The sequence below is a fragment of the Paenibacillus cineris genome (genome assembly GCF_018333335.1).
In the GTDB taxonomy this organism is placed as follows: domain Bacteria; phylum Bacillota; class Bacilli; order Paenibacillales; family Paenibacillaceae; genus Paenibacillus_AQ; species Paenibacillus_AQ favisporus.
Window position 1 is genome coordinate 272,419 of record NZ_BORU01000004.1, and the last position, 17,635, is coordinate 290,053.

Annotated in this window: 15 protein-coding genes; 5 read left to right on the forward strand and 10 right to left on the reverse strand. The window is 55.2% G+C overall.

The genetic code is table 11. The features are described 5' to 3' along the window. Positions 1–874: 874 nt before the first annotated feature. The 4 genes from KI379_RS27985 to KI379_RS28000 form a co-directional block, all read right to left on the reverse strand. Positions 875–2,764 (reverse strand): ABC transporter ATP-binding protein, encoded by a 1,890-nt coding sequence (locus KI379_RS27985; protein WP_373309620.1) that lies wholly within the window; start codon positions 2,762–2,764, stop codon positions 875–877. Then, positions 2,751–4,496, reverse strand: a complete 1,746-nt coding sequence (locus KI379_RS27990) for an ABC transporter ATP-binding protein (RefSeq protein WP_212985623.1) — start codon at positions 4,494–4,496, stop codon at positions 2,751–2,753. The genes KI379_RS27985 and KI379_RS27990 overlap by 14 nt, the downstream gene beginning before the upstream one ends. A gap of 132 nt (positions 4,497–4,628) precedes the next feature. Next, the gene (locus KI379_RS27995) at positions 4,629–5,630 is read right to left on the reverse strand and encodes a glycosyltransferase (RefSeq protein ID WP_212985624.1); all 1,002 of its coding nucleotides are present in this window, start codon (positions 5,628–5,630) and stop codon (positions 4,629–4,631) included. A 60-nt stretch (positions 5,631–5,690) separates the two neighbouring features. Further along, on the reverse strand, positions 5,691–7,355 hold the full coding sequence (locus KI379_RS28000) for a PucR family transcriptional regulator (RefSeq protein WP_212985625.1): 1,665 nt from the start codon (positions 7,353–7,355) through the stop codon (positions 5,691–5,693). A gap of 148 nt (positions 7,356–7,503) precedes the next feature. On the opposite strand from KI379_RS28000, the gene ald reads away from it, so the two are divergent. Then, entirely contained in the window at positions 7,504–8,631 is a 1,128-nt protein-coding gene (ald, locus tag KI379_RS28005; protein WP_089549627.1) for an alanine dehydrogenase, read from the forward strand. A gap of 91 nt (positions 8,632–8,722) precedes the next feature. On the opposite strand, the gene KI379_RS28010 is transcribed toward ald, so the two are convergent. The 5 genes from KI379_RS28010 to KI379_RS28030 form a co-directional block, all read right to left on the reverse strand. Next, positions 8,723–9,481, reverse strand: a complete 759-nt coding sequence (locus KI379_RS28010) for a stalk domain-containing protein (RefSeq protein ID WP_212985626.1) — start codon at positions 9,479–9,481, stop codon at positions 8,723–8,725. Between the two features lie 132 nt (positions 9,482–9,613). Then, complete coding sequence (locus KI379_RS28015) at positions 9,614–10,612, reverse strand: efflux RND transporter permease subunit (protein WP_212985627.1); 999 nt, start codon at positions 10,610–10,612, stop codon at positions 9,614–9,616. Positions 10,613–10,931: 319 nt separating this feature from the next. Continuing rightward, on the reverse strand, positions 10,932–11,156 hold the full coding sequence (locus tag KI379_RS28020) for a cold-shock protein (protein ID WP_076172035.1): 225 nt from the start codon (positions 11,154–11,156) through the stop codon (positions 10,932–10,934). A 101-nt stretch (positions 11,157–11,257) separates the two neighbouring features. After that, positions 11,258–12,016 carry a glycosyltransferase gene (locus KI379_RS28025; RefSeq protein ID WP_212985628.1) on the reverse strand — a complete coding sequence of 253 codons (759 nt, stop codon included), beginning with the start codon at positions 12,014–12,016 and terminating at the stop codon, positions 11,258–11,260. A 23-nt stretch (positions 12,017–12,039) separates the two neighbouring features. Next, complete coding sequence (locus KI379_RS28030; RefSeq protein ID WP_105445504.1) at positions 12,040–12,627, reverse strand: TetR/AcrR family transcriptional regulator; 588 nt, start codon at positions 12,625–12,627, stop codon at positions 12,040–12,042. A gap of 262 nt (positions 12,628–12,889) precedes the next feature. Between KI379_RS28030 and KI379_RS28035 the strand changes: the two genes are divergently transcribed. Continuing rightward, positions 12,890–13,735: a lipoate--protein ligase family protein gene (locus KI379_RS28035; protein ID WP_212985629.1), complete on the forward strand. Its 846-nt coding sequence runs from the start codon at positions 12,890–12,892 to the stop codon at positions 13,733–13,735. Positions 13,736–13,771: 36 nt separating this feature from the next. Here the strand turns inward: KI379_RS28035 and KI379_RS28040 are convergent, their stop codons facing one another. Further along, a complete protein-coding gene (locus KI379_RS28040) occupies positions 13,772–14,479 on the reverse strand; it encodes a DUF2294 domain-containing protein (RefSeq protein ID WP_212985630.1) in 708 nt (235 codons plus the stop codon). Positions 14,480–14,851: 372 nt separating this feature from the next. On the opposite strand from KI379_RS28040, the gene KI379_RS28045 reads away from it, so the two are divergent. The 3 genes from KI379_RS28045 to KI379_RS28055 all read left to right on the forward strand — a co-directional run bounded on the left by KI379_RS28045 (position 14,852) and on the right by KI379_RS28055 (position 17,490). Then, complete coding sequence (locus KI379_RS28045; RefSeq protein ID WP_212985631.1) at positions 14,852–15,379, forward strand: cupin domain-containing protein; 528 nt, start codon at positions 14,852–14,854, stop codon at positions 15,377–15,379. A 151-nt stretch (positions 15,380–15,530) separates the two neighbouring features. Next, positions 15,531–16,217, forward strand: coding sequence for a response regulator transcription factor (locus KI379_RS28050; protein WP_089549619.1), 687 nt, complete (start codon positions 15,531–15,533; stop codon positions 16,215–16,217). Next, entirely contained in the window at positions 16,210–17,490 is a 1,281-nt protein-coding gene (locus KI379_RS28055) for a sensor histidine kinase (RefSeq protein WP_212985632.1), read from the forward strand. Before KI379_RS28050 ends, KI379_RS28055 begins: the two co-directional genes overlap by 8 nt. Positions 17,491–17,635: the final 145 nt, after the last annotated feature.

Genomic DNA, 17,635 nt, shown 5'->3' on the forward strand with positions numbered 1-17,635 from the left:
CCCGACAGCCACAAATCCCAAATCAACCAGCCTTTTCTCCGGCACTGTTCAGATCTCAAAACCACCAACACTTTTCCTGATCTTAAAACCACTAACTGCTCCTGACAATCACAAATTCTAAGTCAATCAGCCTTTTCTCCGGCACTGTTCAAATCTCAAAACCACCAACACTTTTCCTGATCTCAAAACCACTAACTGCTCCCGACAATCACAAATCCCAAATCAACCAGCCTTTTCTCCAGCACTGTTCAGATCTCAAAACCACCAACACTTTTACTAATCTCAAACCAATCTTCTACTACTCTTCTCGACACTCCCTGATCTCAAATCCACTACCCGTTCCCCGACACTTTCCATTTTAAAATATCTCTCGCACTTCCTCTGTCCTCATATAATGGACATATCCTTGTTTTGTTTTATAAAAGGAGGACACGACACTATATTCTTCTACGGGCGGTTGGATAGAAAATTTTCCTATATTTTGTGTTATTATTTATGTTCAAATCAATATATGGGGTTGTGACTGAGGACAAAGATATGGTGTTAGTGTCCACCATTTAAAAGACAAAATCGAAATTTGTTCGTTACGAGTGAACAAACACTATGAAAATAAAAATTTAGGTTTTGTTCATTGTCAGTAAACAAACATCTTGAAAGATACAATCTGAATGTGTTCGTTGTCACGGAACAAATACCGTGAAAGATACGATTTGAATGTGTTGGCTGTCAGTGAACAAACACCTAGATACACATCGAAATGTGTTTGTTGTCAGTGAACAAACTCCTTTAAAACGGTACAATCCGAATGTGTTCGATCTGGTTAAGACAAATTCAATAGAATCGTGAACAAGCTCCGGGAGCGCAAGCCGACCCATTATTCTCCTGCGCTCTCCAGGTTTTTGAACTGGCTCTCGAACATCCGGGCGTAGAAGCCCTGGCGCCCGATCAATTCGTCGTGGCTGCCCTGCTCCACGATCTCGCCATGATCGATGACCATAATGTTGTCGGCGTCCCGGATCGTGTTGAGCCGATGCGCGATAATGAAGGTCGTACGATCCTTCATGATTTGGAGCAGCGCATCCTGGATATGCAGCTCTGTTCGCGTGTCGATGCTGCTCGTCGCCTCGTCGAGGATGAGGATCGATGGCTTCGCCAGGATGACGCGGGTGATGGCCAGCAGTTGGCGCTGACCCTGGCTGAGATTGCCGCCGTTCTCCGACAGCTCCGTCTCATAGCCGTCCGGCAGGCGGCGGATGAACACGTCGGCGTTCGCCATCACGGCGGCTTCGCGGATTTCCTCATCCGTCGCGTCAGGCTTGCCGTACTTGATGTTTTCCTTGATCGTGCCGGAGAACAGGTACGTGTCCTGCAGCACGATCCCGAATGTGCGGCGGAGGCTGTCGCGGGTGTAATGACGGATATCGACGCCGTCGATCCGGATGGAACCCCCCGTCACGTCGTAGAACCGTGTCAGCAGATTGACGATTGTCGTCTTGCCCGCCCCTGTCGGCCCCACCAAGGCCGTACTGGTCCCCGGCTTCGATTCGAAGCTGACCCTTTTCAGGATCGGCACCTCTGGCCGGTACCCGAAGCTTACGTCCTCGAATACGACGTGGCCTTTGGTGCGATCGAGCCGTACCGCATCCGGCAAATCGTCCGGCTCCTCCCGCTCGTCCAGCACCTCGAACACCCGCTCTGCACCCGCCACACCGGACTGAAGCAGATTATAGATGTTGGCCAGGTCGTTCAGCGGGCGGACAAACTGGCGGGAGTAGCTCAGGAAGCTCGCGATCACGCCGACGGTAATGAGGCTTTTGACGGCGAGAATCCCGCCGACGAGCGCGACGGCGGCAAAACCGATGTTGTTGATGACGTTCATGAGCGGCATCATGAAGCCGGAGCGGATCTGCGCTTTGAGCCCGACTTCAAACAAGCGGCCGTTGACCGCCTCAAACTCGTTGATCGCTTGATGCTCGTGATTAAACGCTTTGACGACTTCCATGCCAGAAATCGTCTCTTCGATATGTCCGTTCAGCATGCCAAGCTGAACTTGCTGCTCTTTGAACAGCACCGACGTTTTGCGTGTGACCGTGCGCGTCAGCAAATACAGAATCGGCACGGTTATGAGGCTCGCCAGGGTCAGGATCGGGCTGAGCACGATCATCATCACCAGCGAGCCGATAATGGCGATACCGCCGGCCATCAGCTGCGTGGTGGATTGGGATACGGTCTGGCTCACATTGTCGATATCGTTGGTCAACCGGCTCATGACTTCCCCGTGCGAGCGGGCGTCGAAATAAGATACCGGAAGCTTCTGCAGCTTCTGAAACAACGAACGCCGCAGTCCCGCAACGATTCGCTGCGACACGCCGGCCATCAGCCAGCCCTGCAGAAAGACGAGCACGACGTCCGTGATATAGGCTGTTGCCAGCACGATAATAAACGACTGCAGCAGCCCGAAAGCGACGCGTCCCTGGTTCGCGGACATAGCGTCGATCGATTTACCGATCAGAAACGGCCCGATCAGGGTTACGCCCGCATCGATGATGATAAACACCATGATCAGGCTGAGCAGCTTGCGCTCGCGTCCGAAATAACGCCACAGGCGCCCCATCGTTCTCCGGAAGTTTTTGGGCTTGACCGGCTTTCCCCGGCCCATGCCCCCGCTTCCGGGTCCCCTCATCATCCCGGCAGGGCGTCCCGCAGGACCCGGTGCCCCAGGAGGCGGCGTCTGCTGTGCCTGTGCGGCTTCATTCTGCGGCATGCGGATGCATCTCCTTTCCCATCTGGGATTGGTAAATCTCCTGGTAGACCCGGCACGTCTCCATCAGCTCTTCATGCGTGCCCGTGCCGACCATCTCCCCGCGGTCCATTACCACGACCCGGTCGGCATCCATGACCGACGTGATCCGCTGGGCGATCAGGATGCAGGTCAGCTCGCTGGCATACGTCCGCAGCGCTTCCTTGATTCTGGCTTCGGTCGCGACGTCCACCGCGCTCGTGCAGTCGTCGAGAATCAAAATTTCCGGCTTCTTCACCAGCGCCCTGGCAATGGACAAGCGCTGTTTCTGTCCGCCCGAGAAGTTGACGCCGCCTTGGCCGATCCGGCTGGCATATCCTTCAGGCGAAGCCATGATGAAGTCATGCGCTTCGGCGATCCGGCACGCCTCTTCCATTTCATCTTGGCTCGCGTCTTCCTTGCCCCATTTCAAATTGTCCTCCACCGTGCCGGTGAAGAGCATGATCTTCTGCGGAACGACGGCGATCATCTCACGCAACGCATGCGGGTCCATGTCCCGCACGTCGGTGCCGGCCACTTTGACCCGCCCTTCGCCGGCATCGTAAAAGCGCGGAATCAGGCTGACGAGCGTACTTTTTCCCGAACCGGTCGAGCCAATAATCCCCACGGTCTCCCCGGGAAGGCAGGTCAGCGTAAAGTCGCGAATGACCGGGTCGCCCTGGGTTCCCGCATAGGAGAAGCTCACATGCTCGAAGTCGATGCGTCCGCGCTGAGAAGCGCGTTTCGCCGCCGACTTCCCTCCATGATACAGCCCGCTTCCTTCGGCAAACACTTCGCCAATCCGTCCGGCGGACGCCTTGGCCCGCACGAACATGTTGAAGACGTTGCTGATCATCATCAGCGAGAACAGCATTTGCGTCATGTAGTTAATGAACGCGATGATGCTGCCGACCTGCATCTGCCCGTTGTCGACCCGAATCCCGCCGATCCAGAGGACGGCGATGATGCCGAAATTGAGGAAGAGCGAAATCCCCGGTCCGAAAACGGACATGACCCTCATCGACAGGACCGAGCGGCTGGACAGCTCCGTGTTGGCGCTTTCAAATTTTTCCACTTCGTAATCAAAGCGGTTGAACGCCTTGACCACCCTTACGCCCGACAAGTACTCGCGCATGACGCCGTTCACTTTATCCAGCGCCCGCTGCACCCGGATAAAGAATGGAAAACCGATCTTCATGTTCAGCACGATGAGAACGGCCACAACCGGCACTACCACCGCCAGCACGAGCGACAAATGCACATCCAAACGGATGGCCATAATGAGGCTGCCCACGCACAGCAGCGGTGCCTTTACGAAAAACCGCATCATCCCGTTCACAAAGTTCTGCACCTGGGTGACGTCATTCGTCAGCCGCGTGATGAGCGAGGCCCGGTCGAACTTATCCATGTCTTCAAACGACAGGGACTGGATTTTCCGGAACAAATCGGACCGCATTTCCGCCCCGAACCGCTGTGACACATGGCTTGAAATGATGTTCCGGGTGGAGGCCGACACCGCGCCAACGGCGGTGATCAGGAGCATAAGCCCTCCGTAATGGAGGACTTGATCCATCCGGCTCTGGGCCACCCCGACATCGATGACCTTGGACATCATCGTCGGCTGCAGCAAGTCGCACAGCGACTCTACCGCCAGAAACAATACCGCTACGCAAAACAATTTCCAGTATCTCTTGACATACTTGTTGAAAAAGGACATGGCTGCATCACCTTTTTACGCTTATTTGAGGTAAAGCTACATGTTCACCGATATGTAATTTAAGACATATACACTAGTGAAGATTACTCCTTTTTCGGTCATCTGTCACGACCAATATCCGGCAAAAATCTTTTATTCCCTAAGCCACTTGTCAAAAAACTCGCGGTACCCTTCCTTCATGATGCGGCTGGAAAAGCTCTCAAACGCGTAGCTCCGGTTGTCCCAGGAATAAGAAGACGGCGATGCCGCAGCCATGTTGACCAGCTCAAACCAATTTTTTTCGTTCCCTGAAAAGGAATGCCGGGCGCTGATATGGCCGTAGCAAGGGTGCTCGGGCTTTACGACGATTTTGCCCATGGCGAGCGCTTCGGTCAGCGGCATGGCGAACGTATCGAATTTCGAACAGTTCCAGTACACCTTCGCCGTGTTCATCAGCTTAAAAATGTCATCCTGGCTCAGCGCAAACTGCAGCCGGACATTGAGCGGGATGTCGTATTTCTTCATGCTCTCCCGGTATCGTTCGCCCCCGAAGACCATGTACACCTCTTTGTCCGGATTCTGCCGGGCATACTCCAGCACGAGATCCGGCCGGCGGTTCTCCTCGTCCCGTCCGATCCACAGAATGCGGTTGTTCACGATCTGCGACGGGTCAAAATGCCGCTCCGCCAGATCCTCGCTGAATCCGATCGGGATCACATCCACGTCGGTTACCCCGAAATTGCGGGCAAGCTCGCCTTTCAAAAACTCGGTCTGCACGACCGCCTTGTCCACCATTTGATAAAAAGGCTTCATCATGTCGTACCCCGTCAGGGCCGGGTCGGGAAAGCTGTGCGGAAAGAGTACGCTGTTTTTAAGAAACATTTTCAGATAAGTAAATCCGGATACGGTATAGATCACGTGCTCGATGCCGTTCGCGTAAATCTGGTCCAGCACGATGTCATAGTTTACCAGGTCACCCTTCTCATGCTCGTATCCCGGCAACCAGTCATACCCGCTCACATGGCGCTCCGGAGATATAAAGACGATATCCACCCCCAGCTCACGGCCGATGGCCTGCAGGCGGTCCGCAAAGACGCGCGGCCCCTGCCTCTCGGTAAATTGGATCTTTCTCATGACCAGTCCGACTTTGTTCATAACTTCATCATCCTTTATCTGCACTGCCTTTCTGAGTTGAGAAATCAACAGGTATACGGGTCAGGACAAGAGCGGGCAGGCCAGCAGCGCCATTTCCAGGCATATACGGCGTTCCGGCTCCAAAAAGTCCTCCCCGAGAATTTCATTTAGTTTGTCCAGACGGTTGTACAGGGTCTGCCGGTGGATAAACAGCGCCTTGGCCGTATCGTTCTTCGAGCCCATGTACTGCAAATAGACGTCGAGCGTCTGCACCAAATGCAGGTGATGCTCCTTGTCGTAAGCCATCAGCGCCCCAAGCTGCTCCTCGACGAACGATTGGAGGAACGCCTTGTCCGGGATAGCCTTCAGCAGCTGGTAGACGCCGATCCGCTCGTAGAACAAGCTGCTGCGCATCAGCTCCACCGAGCGGGATACCTCCATCACTTGCTCCGCTTCCTTGAAGCTCTTGTGCATGTCGGTCATCCGCGGGCGGATGCTGCCAAAGCCTGCGTGCAGGCTGAACGGCTGGGTAAGACCCACGCCTGTCAGGCGCAGGCTATCCACGATCCGGCGCACCGCCTGCTTCAAGGCTGCCGCGTTGTCCCCCGAAGCAGAGCGCTCCCGCGCGCACAAAATGTAGATGCGGTGCCCTTTCTGCATCAGCAAATTGCGCAGACCGTGCTTCTTGAGCAGGGCGCGCAGCCGGACGAGGAGATCCTGCTCCTCCGCTTCGATCCGGTCCCGGTCGGGCCGCAGGGCGCTGTCCGGATACTCCAGCTCGACGATGCCGCCGATGAAGAGGACCTCCCCCTGCTTGGCCGGACGTACGCCCATCCGGGACCGCGCCGCCTCTTCGTCCTCCAGCTGGTGGGACAGGATGTCCTGGATCAGCTGGTTCTGATCCCGCAGATGCTTCTCCTCCAGGAACAGCATCCGCAGCAGCAGCGTGGCCAGCGATTTGGCCGTGTAGTCCAGCAGCAGGACGATCCGGTCCAGCGGCTGCTCGCCCGGGAGGATCATTCCCACGTACGCCAAGGTCTCGCCGAGGCAGATGACGGGCTGCGAGAGCAGCAGCCGGTCGCCCGGCATCGGAAAGCGGCTGGGCTCCTGGGCGGCCGCTTCATTTCCCTCCACCTGCTTGCGGTAGAAGAAAGTCAGCTCATCGGCCTCCTCCGAGGTTACCGGCTTCGGACAAAATTTATTCGCTTCCACGGACGAATGATACACAATTTGATAACCCGTGTATTCATATAATACATGGAGAACGGCATGAACATCCGTACTCTGCAGGGTAATCTGCTGCAGCCGGCGGGAAAAGGCCTCCAGATCCTTCAGCAGCTGATGCTGCTGGTTGATCAGCAGCCCGTGAATATCCTGGGTGATTTCAACGAAGCGGACAGGCTGCTCGAACACGAGCAGCGGAAAATCACACTGGTCCGCCAGCTCGATAATTTCCTCCGGAATGTTCTCGATGCTCGTGCCCAGCTCCACGCACAGCCCCGCCGCCTGCTGGCGGATGAGCTGCTGCATGTAGGACAGGCGCTCCTGCTCGTAATGATGGAGCCAAAGGCCGGTGGTGAGGATCAGGTCGTTCTTCGTCACGAACGGGGCCACGTTCGTGATTTCGAGAATATGCACCCAGCCCACCTCACGGTCCAGGCCGTTCGCTCCGGCAATCAGCCGGGCCCGCTTGAACACCGGGCGTTCCAGCACTTCCCGGATATGCAGGTTGAAGCCGCTGCTCATCGGCATTCACATCCCTTATGTTAATTATGGTAACACCAGCCGAACATTATGTCCTGCCGCTGCGGCAAACGGATTGACAAGACGTATGATGAATACGCGCCGATTCGATTGTACACTTTTAATATATTATGAGGTGAGGTGATCTGTCATGAAAATCGGAGTACCTAAGGAAATTAAAAACAACGAAAATCGCGTCGCCGTCACGCCGGCAGGTGCCCTCGAACTGATTCAGCACGGACATGCGGTATATATCGAGCATCAGGCCGGTGCGGAAAGCGGATTTCCCGATGAAGAATACAAGCAGGCCGGAGCCACCATTCTGACGGAAGCATCGGAGGTGTGGTCCCAGGCCGATATGATTATGAAGGTGAAAGAGCCGCTTCCCAGCGAATACGGATATTTCCGTAAAGGGCTCATCCTGTTCACGTACCTGCATCTGGCCGCTGAGCCGAAGCTGGCCGAAGCGCTGGTGCAGTCCGGCGTTACCGCCATCGCCTACGAAACCGTAAACGTGAACGGCACTCTGCCGCTGCTCACGCCGATGAGCGAGGTGGCCGGACGCATGGCGGCGCAGATCGGCGCCCAGCTGCTGGAGCGCCCGCATGGCGGCAAAGGCATCCTGCTCTCCGGCGTTCCGGGCGTGTCGCGCGGCAAGGTGACGATCATCGGCGGCGGGACGGTCGGCATGAACGCGGCGAAAATCGCCGTGGGTCTCGGCGCCGACGTCACCCTGCTCGATCTCAGCATTCCACGGCTGCGCCAGCTGGACGATATTTTCGGCAGCCAGATCAAAACGCTGGTGTCCAGCCCGTCGAACATCGCGAAGTCGGTTCAGGAGGCGGACCTCCTGATCTGCGCCGTCCTGATTCCGGGCGCCAAAGCGCCGCGCCTCGTCACCGAGGAGATGGTCAAATCGATGAAGCCGGGCTCGGTCATCGTGGACGTGGCGATCGACCAGGGCGGCATCGTCGAAACGATCGACCATATCACGACACACGATAACCCGACGTACGTGAAGCACGGCGTCGTGCACTATGCGGTGGCGAACATGCCGGGCGCGGTGCCGCAGACCTCCACCTTGGCGCTGACGAACGCCACCATGCCGTTCGCCCTGAAGCTGGCCGGCGAAGACCTGCAGCATCTGCTGGCAACGAACAGTGCCATCCGCAGCGGGGCGAACGTGGTCAACGGCAGCATCACCTACGAGGCGGTGGCCCGCGACCTCGGTTACGACTACGTGCCGGCGGAGAAGGCGCTCGGACGCATTAAAGTATAGTTACCACGCATCCCTACGGGATCGATACCCATCTCAAAAACCGGCTTCCTGATGTATAGGAGCCGGTTTTTTTGGGTCCGCTTCGGTCAATTTACTTGACAGTAATTTGAATTTCGGCCGATTCCTCGAAACGCTCGCCCGTGGACTTCAGGCTAAAATCGGGACGCGCCGTGATCGTGTACTTCCCTGGAGGAAGAGTGCTCCACCTGGTGTCCTTCAACATCTGGACGGGCAATTCCTCATTCGGGTGGGCCTTCTGATAGATCGTAAAGTTATAGCTTGGAATATCGATGAATGAGTCCAGCTGATCCAGAAACACATCGCCGGGCGAATAGGTAGTGGGGATCAGGATCGCAGGGATAAGGGCGCCCCCTCCCTCCCCCGCCTCATCGCGAATCTCAAAGTAGAACGGCTTAAAGCCTTGATTAACAACTGCCTCCTTGTCCCCCAGGTACTCCAGCTGCGCCCAGACCGGAATCGGCTTGCCGTAGGGAACCTCCGTTTCGGCAGCATACAAGGACAGCTTGAAATCCCCCAACGTCTTCGTGGCATGAATCTTCGACTTCCCGTTCACCGGGACAGGCGTATCCACATGCACCGTGTTGAACTCCTTGTCGTAAGAAACTTTGGCTCCCATCGCCGTGGAAACGTCGCGCAGGGGGACGTAAGTCGAGTCCCGGTAGGAGAACATCGGACCGGTTCCGCCCTTCGCCTCTTCCCCGTTAAAAACCAGCCGCGGATGAACCGGCTTGACCTGAAGCGAGTCGGAGGAATAGGCGGCGACGGATAAGCTCCATGCGGCGGCAGCCAGACCGGTTACTGCAGCCGCCCGTATCCATAATTTGCTCATGCTGCTGCACCCTCTTTTCCATGAATCTGTATGCCTCTCGAACTCATTGGACATTTTAATCACTTAGCCCAATCATACATGGTTATGGAAATTATTTGAAGTACCAGGGGTGCAGCAACACAGCATGTAACCCTATTCAGTGAAGGTGGCGCGCGTTCCTTGGTCAAACAAGACCGTTAATTTCACGTCCTCCGGCGGATAACCGGTCATGCCTGAAAGACGTTCGCGGATCCTCTTCGATACTTCCGCAAGGTTGACTGAAGGTTCTTTGAAGATGTCCACAACGACACCCCCAATTCCTCCGGTCCTGGCAGTCGTCTGCCTATCAACCAGCGATGGGGAAAGGGTCGCAACGGAGGAGAGGGGCACGCTCTGGCCGTGGTCTCCGCAGATAGCAGCGTCCATCCAATCCGTCTCGTACGGGCTCCAGCCTGCAGCTTCGAAAGGGATGAACGTAACGCTGTCCGCCAGTCGGGCTTGAACAGAAAGATCGTTTACCCCGTCCAAGGACTGCTTGACGTTATCGACCGTTAATCCAGCCTTGGCCAGTTTATCCATCCGAACCGATAGAACATAGGTATTTTCTCCCGAGCCGGTACCCCGGACATCGCTTACCCCCGTTGTACGCAGCAATTCATCGGTGATGCGGGCTTGAACAGTCGTTCGCAGCGTCTCTTCATCCACCTCTCCTGAAGGGCTTGTCACCTTTAACTTCATGATCGGAAAAGAGTCAGCCCGGATGCGGGTGACCTTCGGCTCACCCGTGCCCGCAGGCAAATCCACGCCCTTTAAAGCTTCGTTTACGTCCCGCTCGGCACGGTCCATAGTATCATGCAAGGGAAAATACAGGCTGATCAGGAGTCCGCCATTAAAACTGTTCATCTCCAACAGCTGCAGATCTTCCACAGCGCGGACCGCTTGCTCAATCGGCGTTGTCACGTTATGTTTAATCTCCTCGGCCAGGTAACTCGGGGCTTGGACCGTAATCAAAAGCGCAGAATGATTGACCGGTGGGAGATCTCCCCGCTGCATACGGTACGCAGACATTTCTCCCCAAACTAAAATGATGGCCGGCAAAACCAGAATCAATACGGTTCGTTTCATCGCTGCCCCAATGAGTCTGTTCAACATCCATCAGCTCCTTGTAGAATTGACGAAATGCAGACCATCTCCGCGGAATCCGGTCCGGTACGGACTTATAAGGCTTGAGATTCGGCTTGCAGGTCAAGCGCTCGCTCAAAGGGATGGCTCTTCCGCATCGCTCTGTCTCATCGTTCCCGCTTCTTTTTGGATCGGTTTGGAGCCGGCCTGCAGCCTAGATAGTAAGAAGTGAATGTAACGGTGATATAAAAAGAAACGTCGGATCAGATTAAACCTGCATCCAAAGCAAAGAAGAGGCCCTCACAGGACCTCTTCATACATCGCTTTGAGCTGAACGGACGTCGCGCCCTTAAATGAGCGTCCCCTTCTTCAGCATTTTCGTCGGATGGTCGTTGACGACCAGCGGCAGCATCTTCATGCTGCTCACCATTGGAGAGTTGCACTGAACGCAAACCGGCTCCGTTTCAAAAGCAAAGTTGTCTCTCATCCAGCCGTTGCATCCATCGTTTACGCATGACCAGATTAAAGTATCGGCCTCGGGAATTTCCTCGACCACTTTTTTTCCGAAATACATCGCGAACCCTCCCGTTATTTACCTCAGTTCATCGGTGTCCGCTTAGTATGCCCCAGAAATATATATTTATGATAAAAATCGCCTGATGATCCGTAAAACTGCTACCGCTGGATTTCGTAGTACGTTTCGTCCGCGTGCTTGCGGTCCGTTCCTTTCAGATACGCCCATATAATTTTCGGGTTCTTGACGACGGCCCAATCACCGTACTCATCGAATTTCCGGCAGGAGGTCGTCATGCTGGCCTTCGTGACGGTGCCGTACTTCTTCCCCTGCTGCTTGCCCCATTGCTTGAGCCGCTTGGCAAAGTCGGCATCTTCCGCCATCAGCATGTTTTCGTTAAAGCCGCCTATCGCTTCAAAATCCTTCTTGTACCCCCAGAACAGTCCGACGGTAACCAGTCCGTATTTGAACAGAAGGGGCACGATCAGCAGCAACCCGGAGACGATGATACCGAGCGACACCCGCTCAAACTGGCTCCTCACCCCGCCGCCGATCCATTGTCCGGCTGCCAGCAGCCGGTCGATCTCGGTGAGCATATTGTCCGTCACCCAGCTGTCGGCGTCAATCGTCACGATGATTTCGCCCCTTGCAGCCTGAATCCCGGCGTTGCGGATCTGCGACAAATTTTTGCTGTCGTTCTTCAAAATGACGGCCCCGTACGACGAAGCAACCTCCTCAGTCCGGTCGGTGCACCGGTTTAAGACGGTGATGACCTCTACCTGTCCCGGAAAAGGCTCCGCTGCGGCAGCCAGAGAATCAAGGCAGCGCCCGATATAGTTCTCTTCGTTTCTGGCCGGAATAATCACCGAAAATTTAATGTTCCCCGTGTGGTCGTTACCTGCGAACCGCTTTGTTTCCATCAGCCATCTCTCCCTAGGATTGATTACTTGCGAATCCCATCAAGCAGTAACGTGGTGGCTTTACGGAACAGCTCTTTCATCGCTGCCTTGTCCATCAGGTGGTAGCTGTCGCTGAGACCGGAATAATAGCTGAGAATAATAAAGGACAGCTCCTGCACGCTCTCCCCTTTCCATTCCCCGCTGTCCAGTCCGGCCTGGACCAGATCCTCAAATCCCTTCATGTAGTTCTGGATGATCTCCATAAACCGCCGCCCGGCTTCCGAATCGGCACCCACCCGGATCATAAATTCCTCGCCGGCCTTGTTGAGCGGCTTCTGAAGCGTGTCGACAAAATAGTCGGCGTAAGCGTAGAGCTGCTCCGTCGCGGAACGATCTTCCCCGGACTGCTCATGCCAGGTCTGCCAGGAGTTCGTAAACGCCTGCTCCGCCAAGTAGAGAAACAAATCCTCTTTGCTCTGAAAATGGTGGTAGATGCTTCCCTTGCTGCAGCCTGTGGCCTCGCAAATATCCATCATGGACGTTGCGGCATACCCTTTGGCGGCAAACAGCGCCTTAGCTCCCTCGACAATGGTCTGTTTGGTCTGTTCGGCTTCGTATTTACGCTTTTTCATGGTCGGAAGGCTCCTTGTTGTTTTAAAACCGACCGTCCGGTTTGTATCCATTATATGGTATTTACAGGCTTGGTGTATGCTTCTTCTTTGTCTGTTTTTTGACATTTTCGGGCAGCCTGCCCCATCGGGAATCCCATGCTCATGCAGTAGCCACGCCGGATCGGTTATGTCATAATCAGGATCAGGGAGATTGTAATAGGAACGGAATAAACGGTTGGTAACCGGTGGTCCCGGTATCACCTGGGAAAAGGAAGCGGTGCGCATGTTTGAAGATATTACGGAAATAGCGGGGCAGATGCTCATTTTGGACCGGACGGCACAACTGGAGGATGTGGATGCCCTGTATCCATTCGCGATGGACGAGCTGCTGTGCCGGCGCACAGGAGAAGGCGGTCCGCCGTTATGCCATATTTGGCGTCATCCCCGCTCTTTTATTATCGGTCTTAGGGACAGCCGGCTTCCCGGAGCGGAGCAGGCCCGGGCTTGGCTGGAATCGCTCGGGTACCGCACGGCCATCCGCAACTCGGGCGGCGCCGCCGTTCCGCTCGATCCGGACGTGGTCAACGTGTCGCTCATCCTGCCGAAGCGGGGCGCGGGCGATCTCCACTTCCACCGGGACTTCGAGCGGATGTACGCGCTCATCCGGCAGGCGCTGGCCGCCACCGGTCAAACGGTGGACAAAGGAGAAGTCGCCGGGGCTTACTGCCCGGGTGACTATGATCTGAGCATCGGCGGACGCAAGTTCTGCGGCATTGCACAGCGCCGCCAGGCTCATGCCTACGTCATCCAGGCTTTTGTCATCGCAGGCGGATCCGGGCGGGAGCGCGGTCAGCTGGTCAAGTCGTTCTACGACCTGGCTGGAGCCGGGGCCAAAGACGGAGATTATCCGTCCGTTGAGCCCGGTACCATGGCTTCGCTGGACGAGCTGACCGGCATGGGCCCGGGGGCGGCCGATACGTTTGCCGCTTCCGTCAAAGAGGTGGTCCGGAGCCTGCAGACGGCTGCCGGAGTAGCCGAGGCGGCGAGCCGCCTGCACCTGCCGGGCGAGGAGGAAATCCGGGAGATGACGGTCAAGCTAATGCACCGCTACACGCCCCGGACGCCATAGGCCCGCCTCTATAAAATCAAAATCCGCCCGCGAAATTTATCGGGGCGGATTCATGATCAGCAGAAGAATGCTCTTATCCAGCTTATCATTCCAGTCTATAAAGCAATCGGATACCGGCTGATGCAGCAGGCTGTTCAGACGCTTGCTGCGCATAATATACTCTTTTTCCAGTCCGCTCTTCACCGACTTCAGCAGGCGGCCATGGCCCAGCCGGATCAGTGCCTTCTCCAGCTCCAGGTATACGCCGCTTCGCACGACCAGCAGCGTTCTGGAATTGAGCTCAAAGGAATCAATCTGCTCGGGCGATTTTTGAATCTGCTGGCAAATGTGGAGTATTTCCGCTTCCACTTCGGATTTCACAGGGTAATCCCTGTTCACCGCGGTGCCCTGTTTGCCCGCCTCTGCCGATACGACCGCGATCATCCCCGATCTTTTATGGAGATTCCAGTCATAATACACCTCTTCCGGTTTCGATCCGTTCATGATTTCAAGATAACTGATAATTTCGGGAATCACCGCCTGCATCAGATTGGCTCTGGTCTGCACAATCATGTCCTCCTGCTCCTGTTCCAGCAGGATGCGTTCAGACGGCGTCAGGAAGTTGCGCAAATATATCGTAATAAAGGTGTGACCGACAGAAACCACCACGGATTCAGGTCCTTTGCCAAAGTGGTCTCTTAATAGCTTGCTGGTATAGCTGGCAAAGAGCTGATGAAATGGTTGTTGGTTATGTAATTGATCCATTGAATTAGACGCGTCGTTGCGGTACGCTGCTAAACATGATTGCGGCAAGCCGCCATATCGTGTACCCGCAAAAGCGTGTCTTTATATCCCTCCTGATTACGAAATAAGCGGGTGTTTCCCTGTCCCCGGCACAACCTCCCGGGTCCTCAGCAAAACAAAAAGGCCTAACTTTCCCTTTAACAGCAAGAAAAAGTTAGGCCATAAATGACTTTTATCCAAGGATATATTCATTCATTTACCCGACAATATGAAATTGACGTTTACCAGTCTTGATTATAGCATAGGTATCGTTCCAAGAACAACCGCGTTTCATAAAGTGCGAATATGTTTATTTACATTCCAAATGAAAGCAGATGAGCGGAGGTTGACGGCATGAACGGTGCGGAGATCAAAACGATATTTTTTAAGGATGACGGTGTTATTCCGGGCAACCCCAACCTGCCGGTCATCCTATACTTGGGTTCGCTTAAGGATGAACCGGAGGAAACGGAAGCTATCTTTAACCGCAACGGCTGGCTGAACAGCTGGACGAACGGCGTCTTTGATTACCATCATTATCACAGCAATGCCCATGAGGTGCTGGGGGTTATTCGCGGCTCCGCCGTGCTTCAGCTCGGCGGTGAACATGGCCAGAAGTTCGAGCTGACCGCCGGTGACGTGGCCGTCCTTCCGGCCGGAACGGGGCACAAGCGATGCTCTGCCAGCAAGGATTTCAGGGTCGTCGGAGCCTATCCGGACGGCATGGATTACAATCTGTGCACCGGCAAGCCCGGGGAGCGCCCAAAGGTGCTGGAAGACATCGCCCGGGTGCCCCTTCCGAATACCGATCCGCTGTACGGTGCGGAGGGCCCGCTCATGAGTGCCTGGAAACCTCAGCAGCAGACGGGAAATCACACTTAATCCTTCCTTAGACGACCGCTGGTTGAATGAGCCCCGTGCAGCGGAATGCATTACAGCTCTGAACAAGTTAAGCCGCAAGCCGTTCCCCATTTGACATTCCTGACAAAATAGGTTTCGATTAGGATCAAACGTCAATTGAGGTGAACTTGCCATGCGGCTTCTTGTCATTGAGGATGACAAGCATTTATCCGATACGGTATGCGAGACGACCCGGGACCTGTTTGAGGCCGATCAAGCCTTTGACGGCGAAGAGGGACTGTATCTCGCCCAGCAAAATATATACGATGTCATCATTCTGGATATTATGATGCCGGGTATGAACGGGTACGAAGTGCTGACCCATCTTCGGGAATACGGCATCTCCACGCCGGTGCTGATACTGACCGCCAAGGACAGCATCGACGACAAGATTCAGGGCTTCAAGAAGGGGGCCGACGACTATCTCGTCAAGCCGTTCCATCGCGAGGAGCTCCTGCTTCGCCTGGAGGCCATCGTCCGGCGCTCTGTCGGAGGGTTCAGGGAGCACACCCTCTCCTTCAAGGAACTGAAGCTCAATCTGAAGAGCCGTACGGTCAGCATTGGCGAGGAAGCGATCCTGCTGAACGGCAAGCAGATCGACCTGCTGGAATACCTGATGAACAACAAAAACATCATCGTGACCAAAGAACAAATTTTCGACCGGGTCTGGGGTATGGATTCCAGCACCACCAACACGGTGATCGAGGTCTATATCAGCAACCTGCGCAAAAAGTTCAAAGCGGCCGGCTACGACAAATACATCAAGACGATCCGCGGCATGGGGTACATGCTGTCGGAGAACGGTGAAGACCATGAATAAAAACAAAGTGATCCGTCACCAGCAGCTCCGGCTGATTCTGTACAATCTGATCGCATTCACCCTGCTCTTCGGCCTGTTCGGAGCGATCGTATTCGGCCAAATGCGAACCACACTGTTCGCCAAACCCGACCGGGATCTGACCATGTACAAAAGTATCATTGAAGCCAGGTTCGGCGACAGTCCGCTCAAGGATGGGTCGTCGGAGCGGTTCCGGTTTGGCAGGGTCATGCCCCCTCCAAGCCCCCGGATCATTCCCGTTCAATGGGACGCCAAAGGAGAAATTACCAACATCCAGCAGATCGGTATGCTGAACTACGAAAATTACGGTTTGGAAAATCTTAAATTTGACCCGTCCACGATCGGCGTCATTTCCAACCTGACCTTGAACGGCACGTACCACTTCCGCACACTGACCGTTTCAGACCCCCTTTTCAAGGGCAGCTACATTCAGCTGCTGGTCGATGTCGATACCGAGCATAATCTGCTGGGCAACTTCAAGCGTATTATCATCATTTGCGCGGCCGTGTTTATCCTGCTGTCGATCACCGCCAGCATCATTTTATCCCGGAAAACGATGAAACCGGTGATTCGCTCCTGGGAGAAGCAGGTGGAGTTTGTTGAGAACGCGTCGCATGAGCTGCGGACTCCGCTCACCATCATCCAGAACAAACTGGAACTCCTGCAGACCATGCCGGATAAAAAAATCGTGGACACGTTCGAGAACATCGCCTTGTCCCTCTCAGAAACGCGCCGGTTGTCCCGGCTGACGACCGATCTGCTTACGCTCGCCAGAGCCGATTCCACCGAAACCCAGCTGGAGAAGCAGCCGGTCGACATAGACGATTTGATCTACGAAATGTGCAGCCCGTATATCGAAATCGCCGAGCTTTCGGACAAGCATATCTGGCTCCGGCTGACGAGCAAGGCCCGGATCCAGGCGGATCCCGCCCGGCTTCACCAGCTGATGGTCATTTTATTGGACAATGCCCTCAAATACACGGGAGAGCACGACAGCATCGGCATCAGCACCTATATCAAGGAAAACCGGGTGTTTATCGAAGTCAGCGACACCGGCATCGGCATCAGCGAGGAAGGCCTTCAGCGCGTCTTCGACCGGTTTTACCGGGAAGACCGGGCACGCACCAGGGAGAGCGGCGGCTCCGGACTCGGGCTCTCGATCGCCCAGTGGATCGTGCACAGCCATCACGGCACCATCCAGGCGCTTCATAACCATCCGAAGGGCGTCATTATCCGCATTCGTCTGCCCAAATAGCTGCCTCCCTCCGCTCGGGCTTTTCAGGAAATATGCTACCCCTCGCGTCTTGAACACGAAGATGCGGAACGCCCCGACCAAAGCGGACAGAGCCACACACCAACGAACAAGATATCGCGAGCTGACCGCATCATGCTTCGATAGC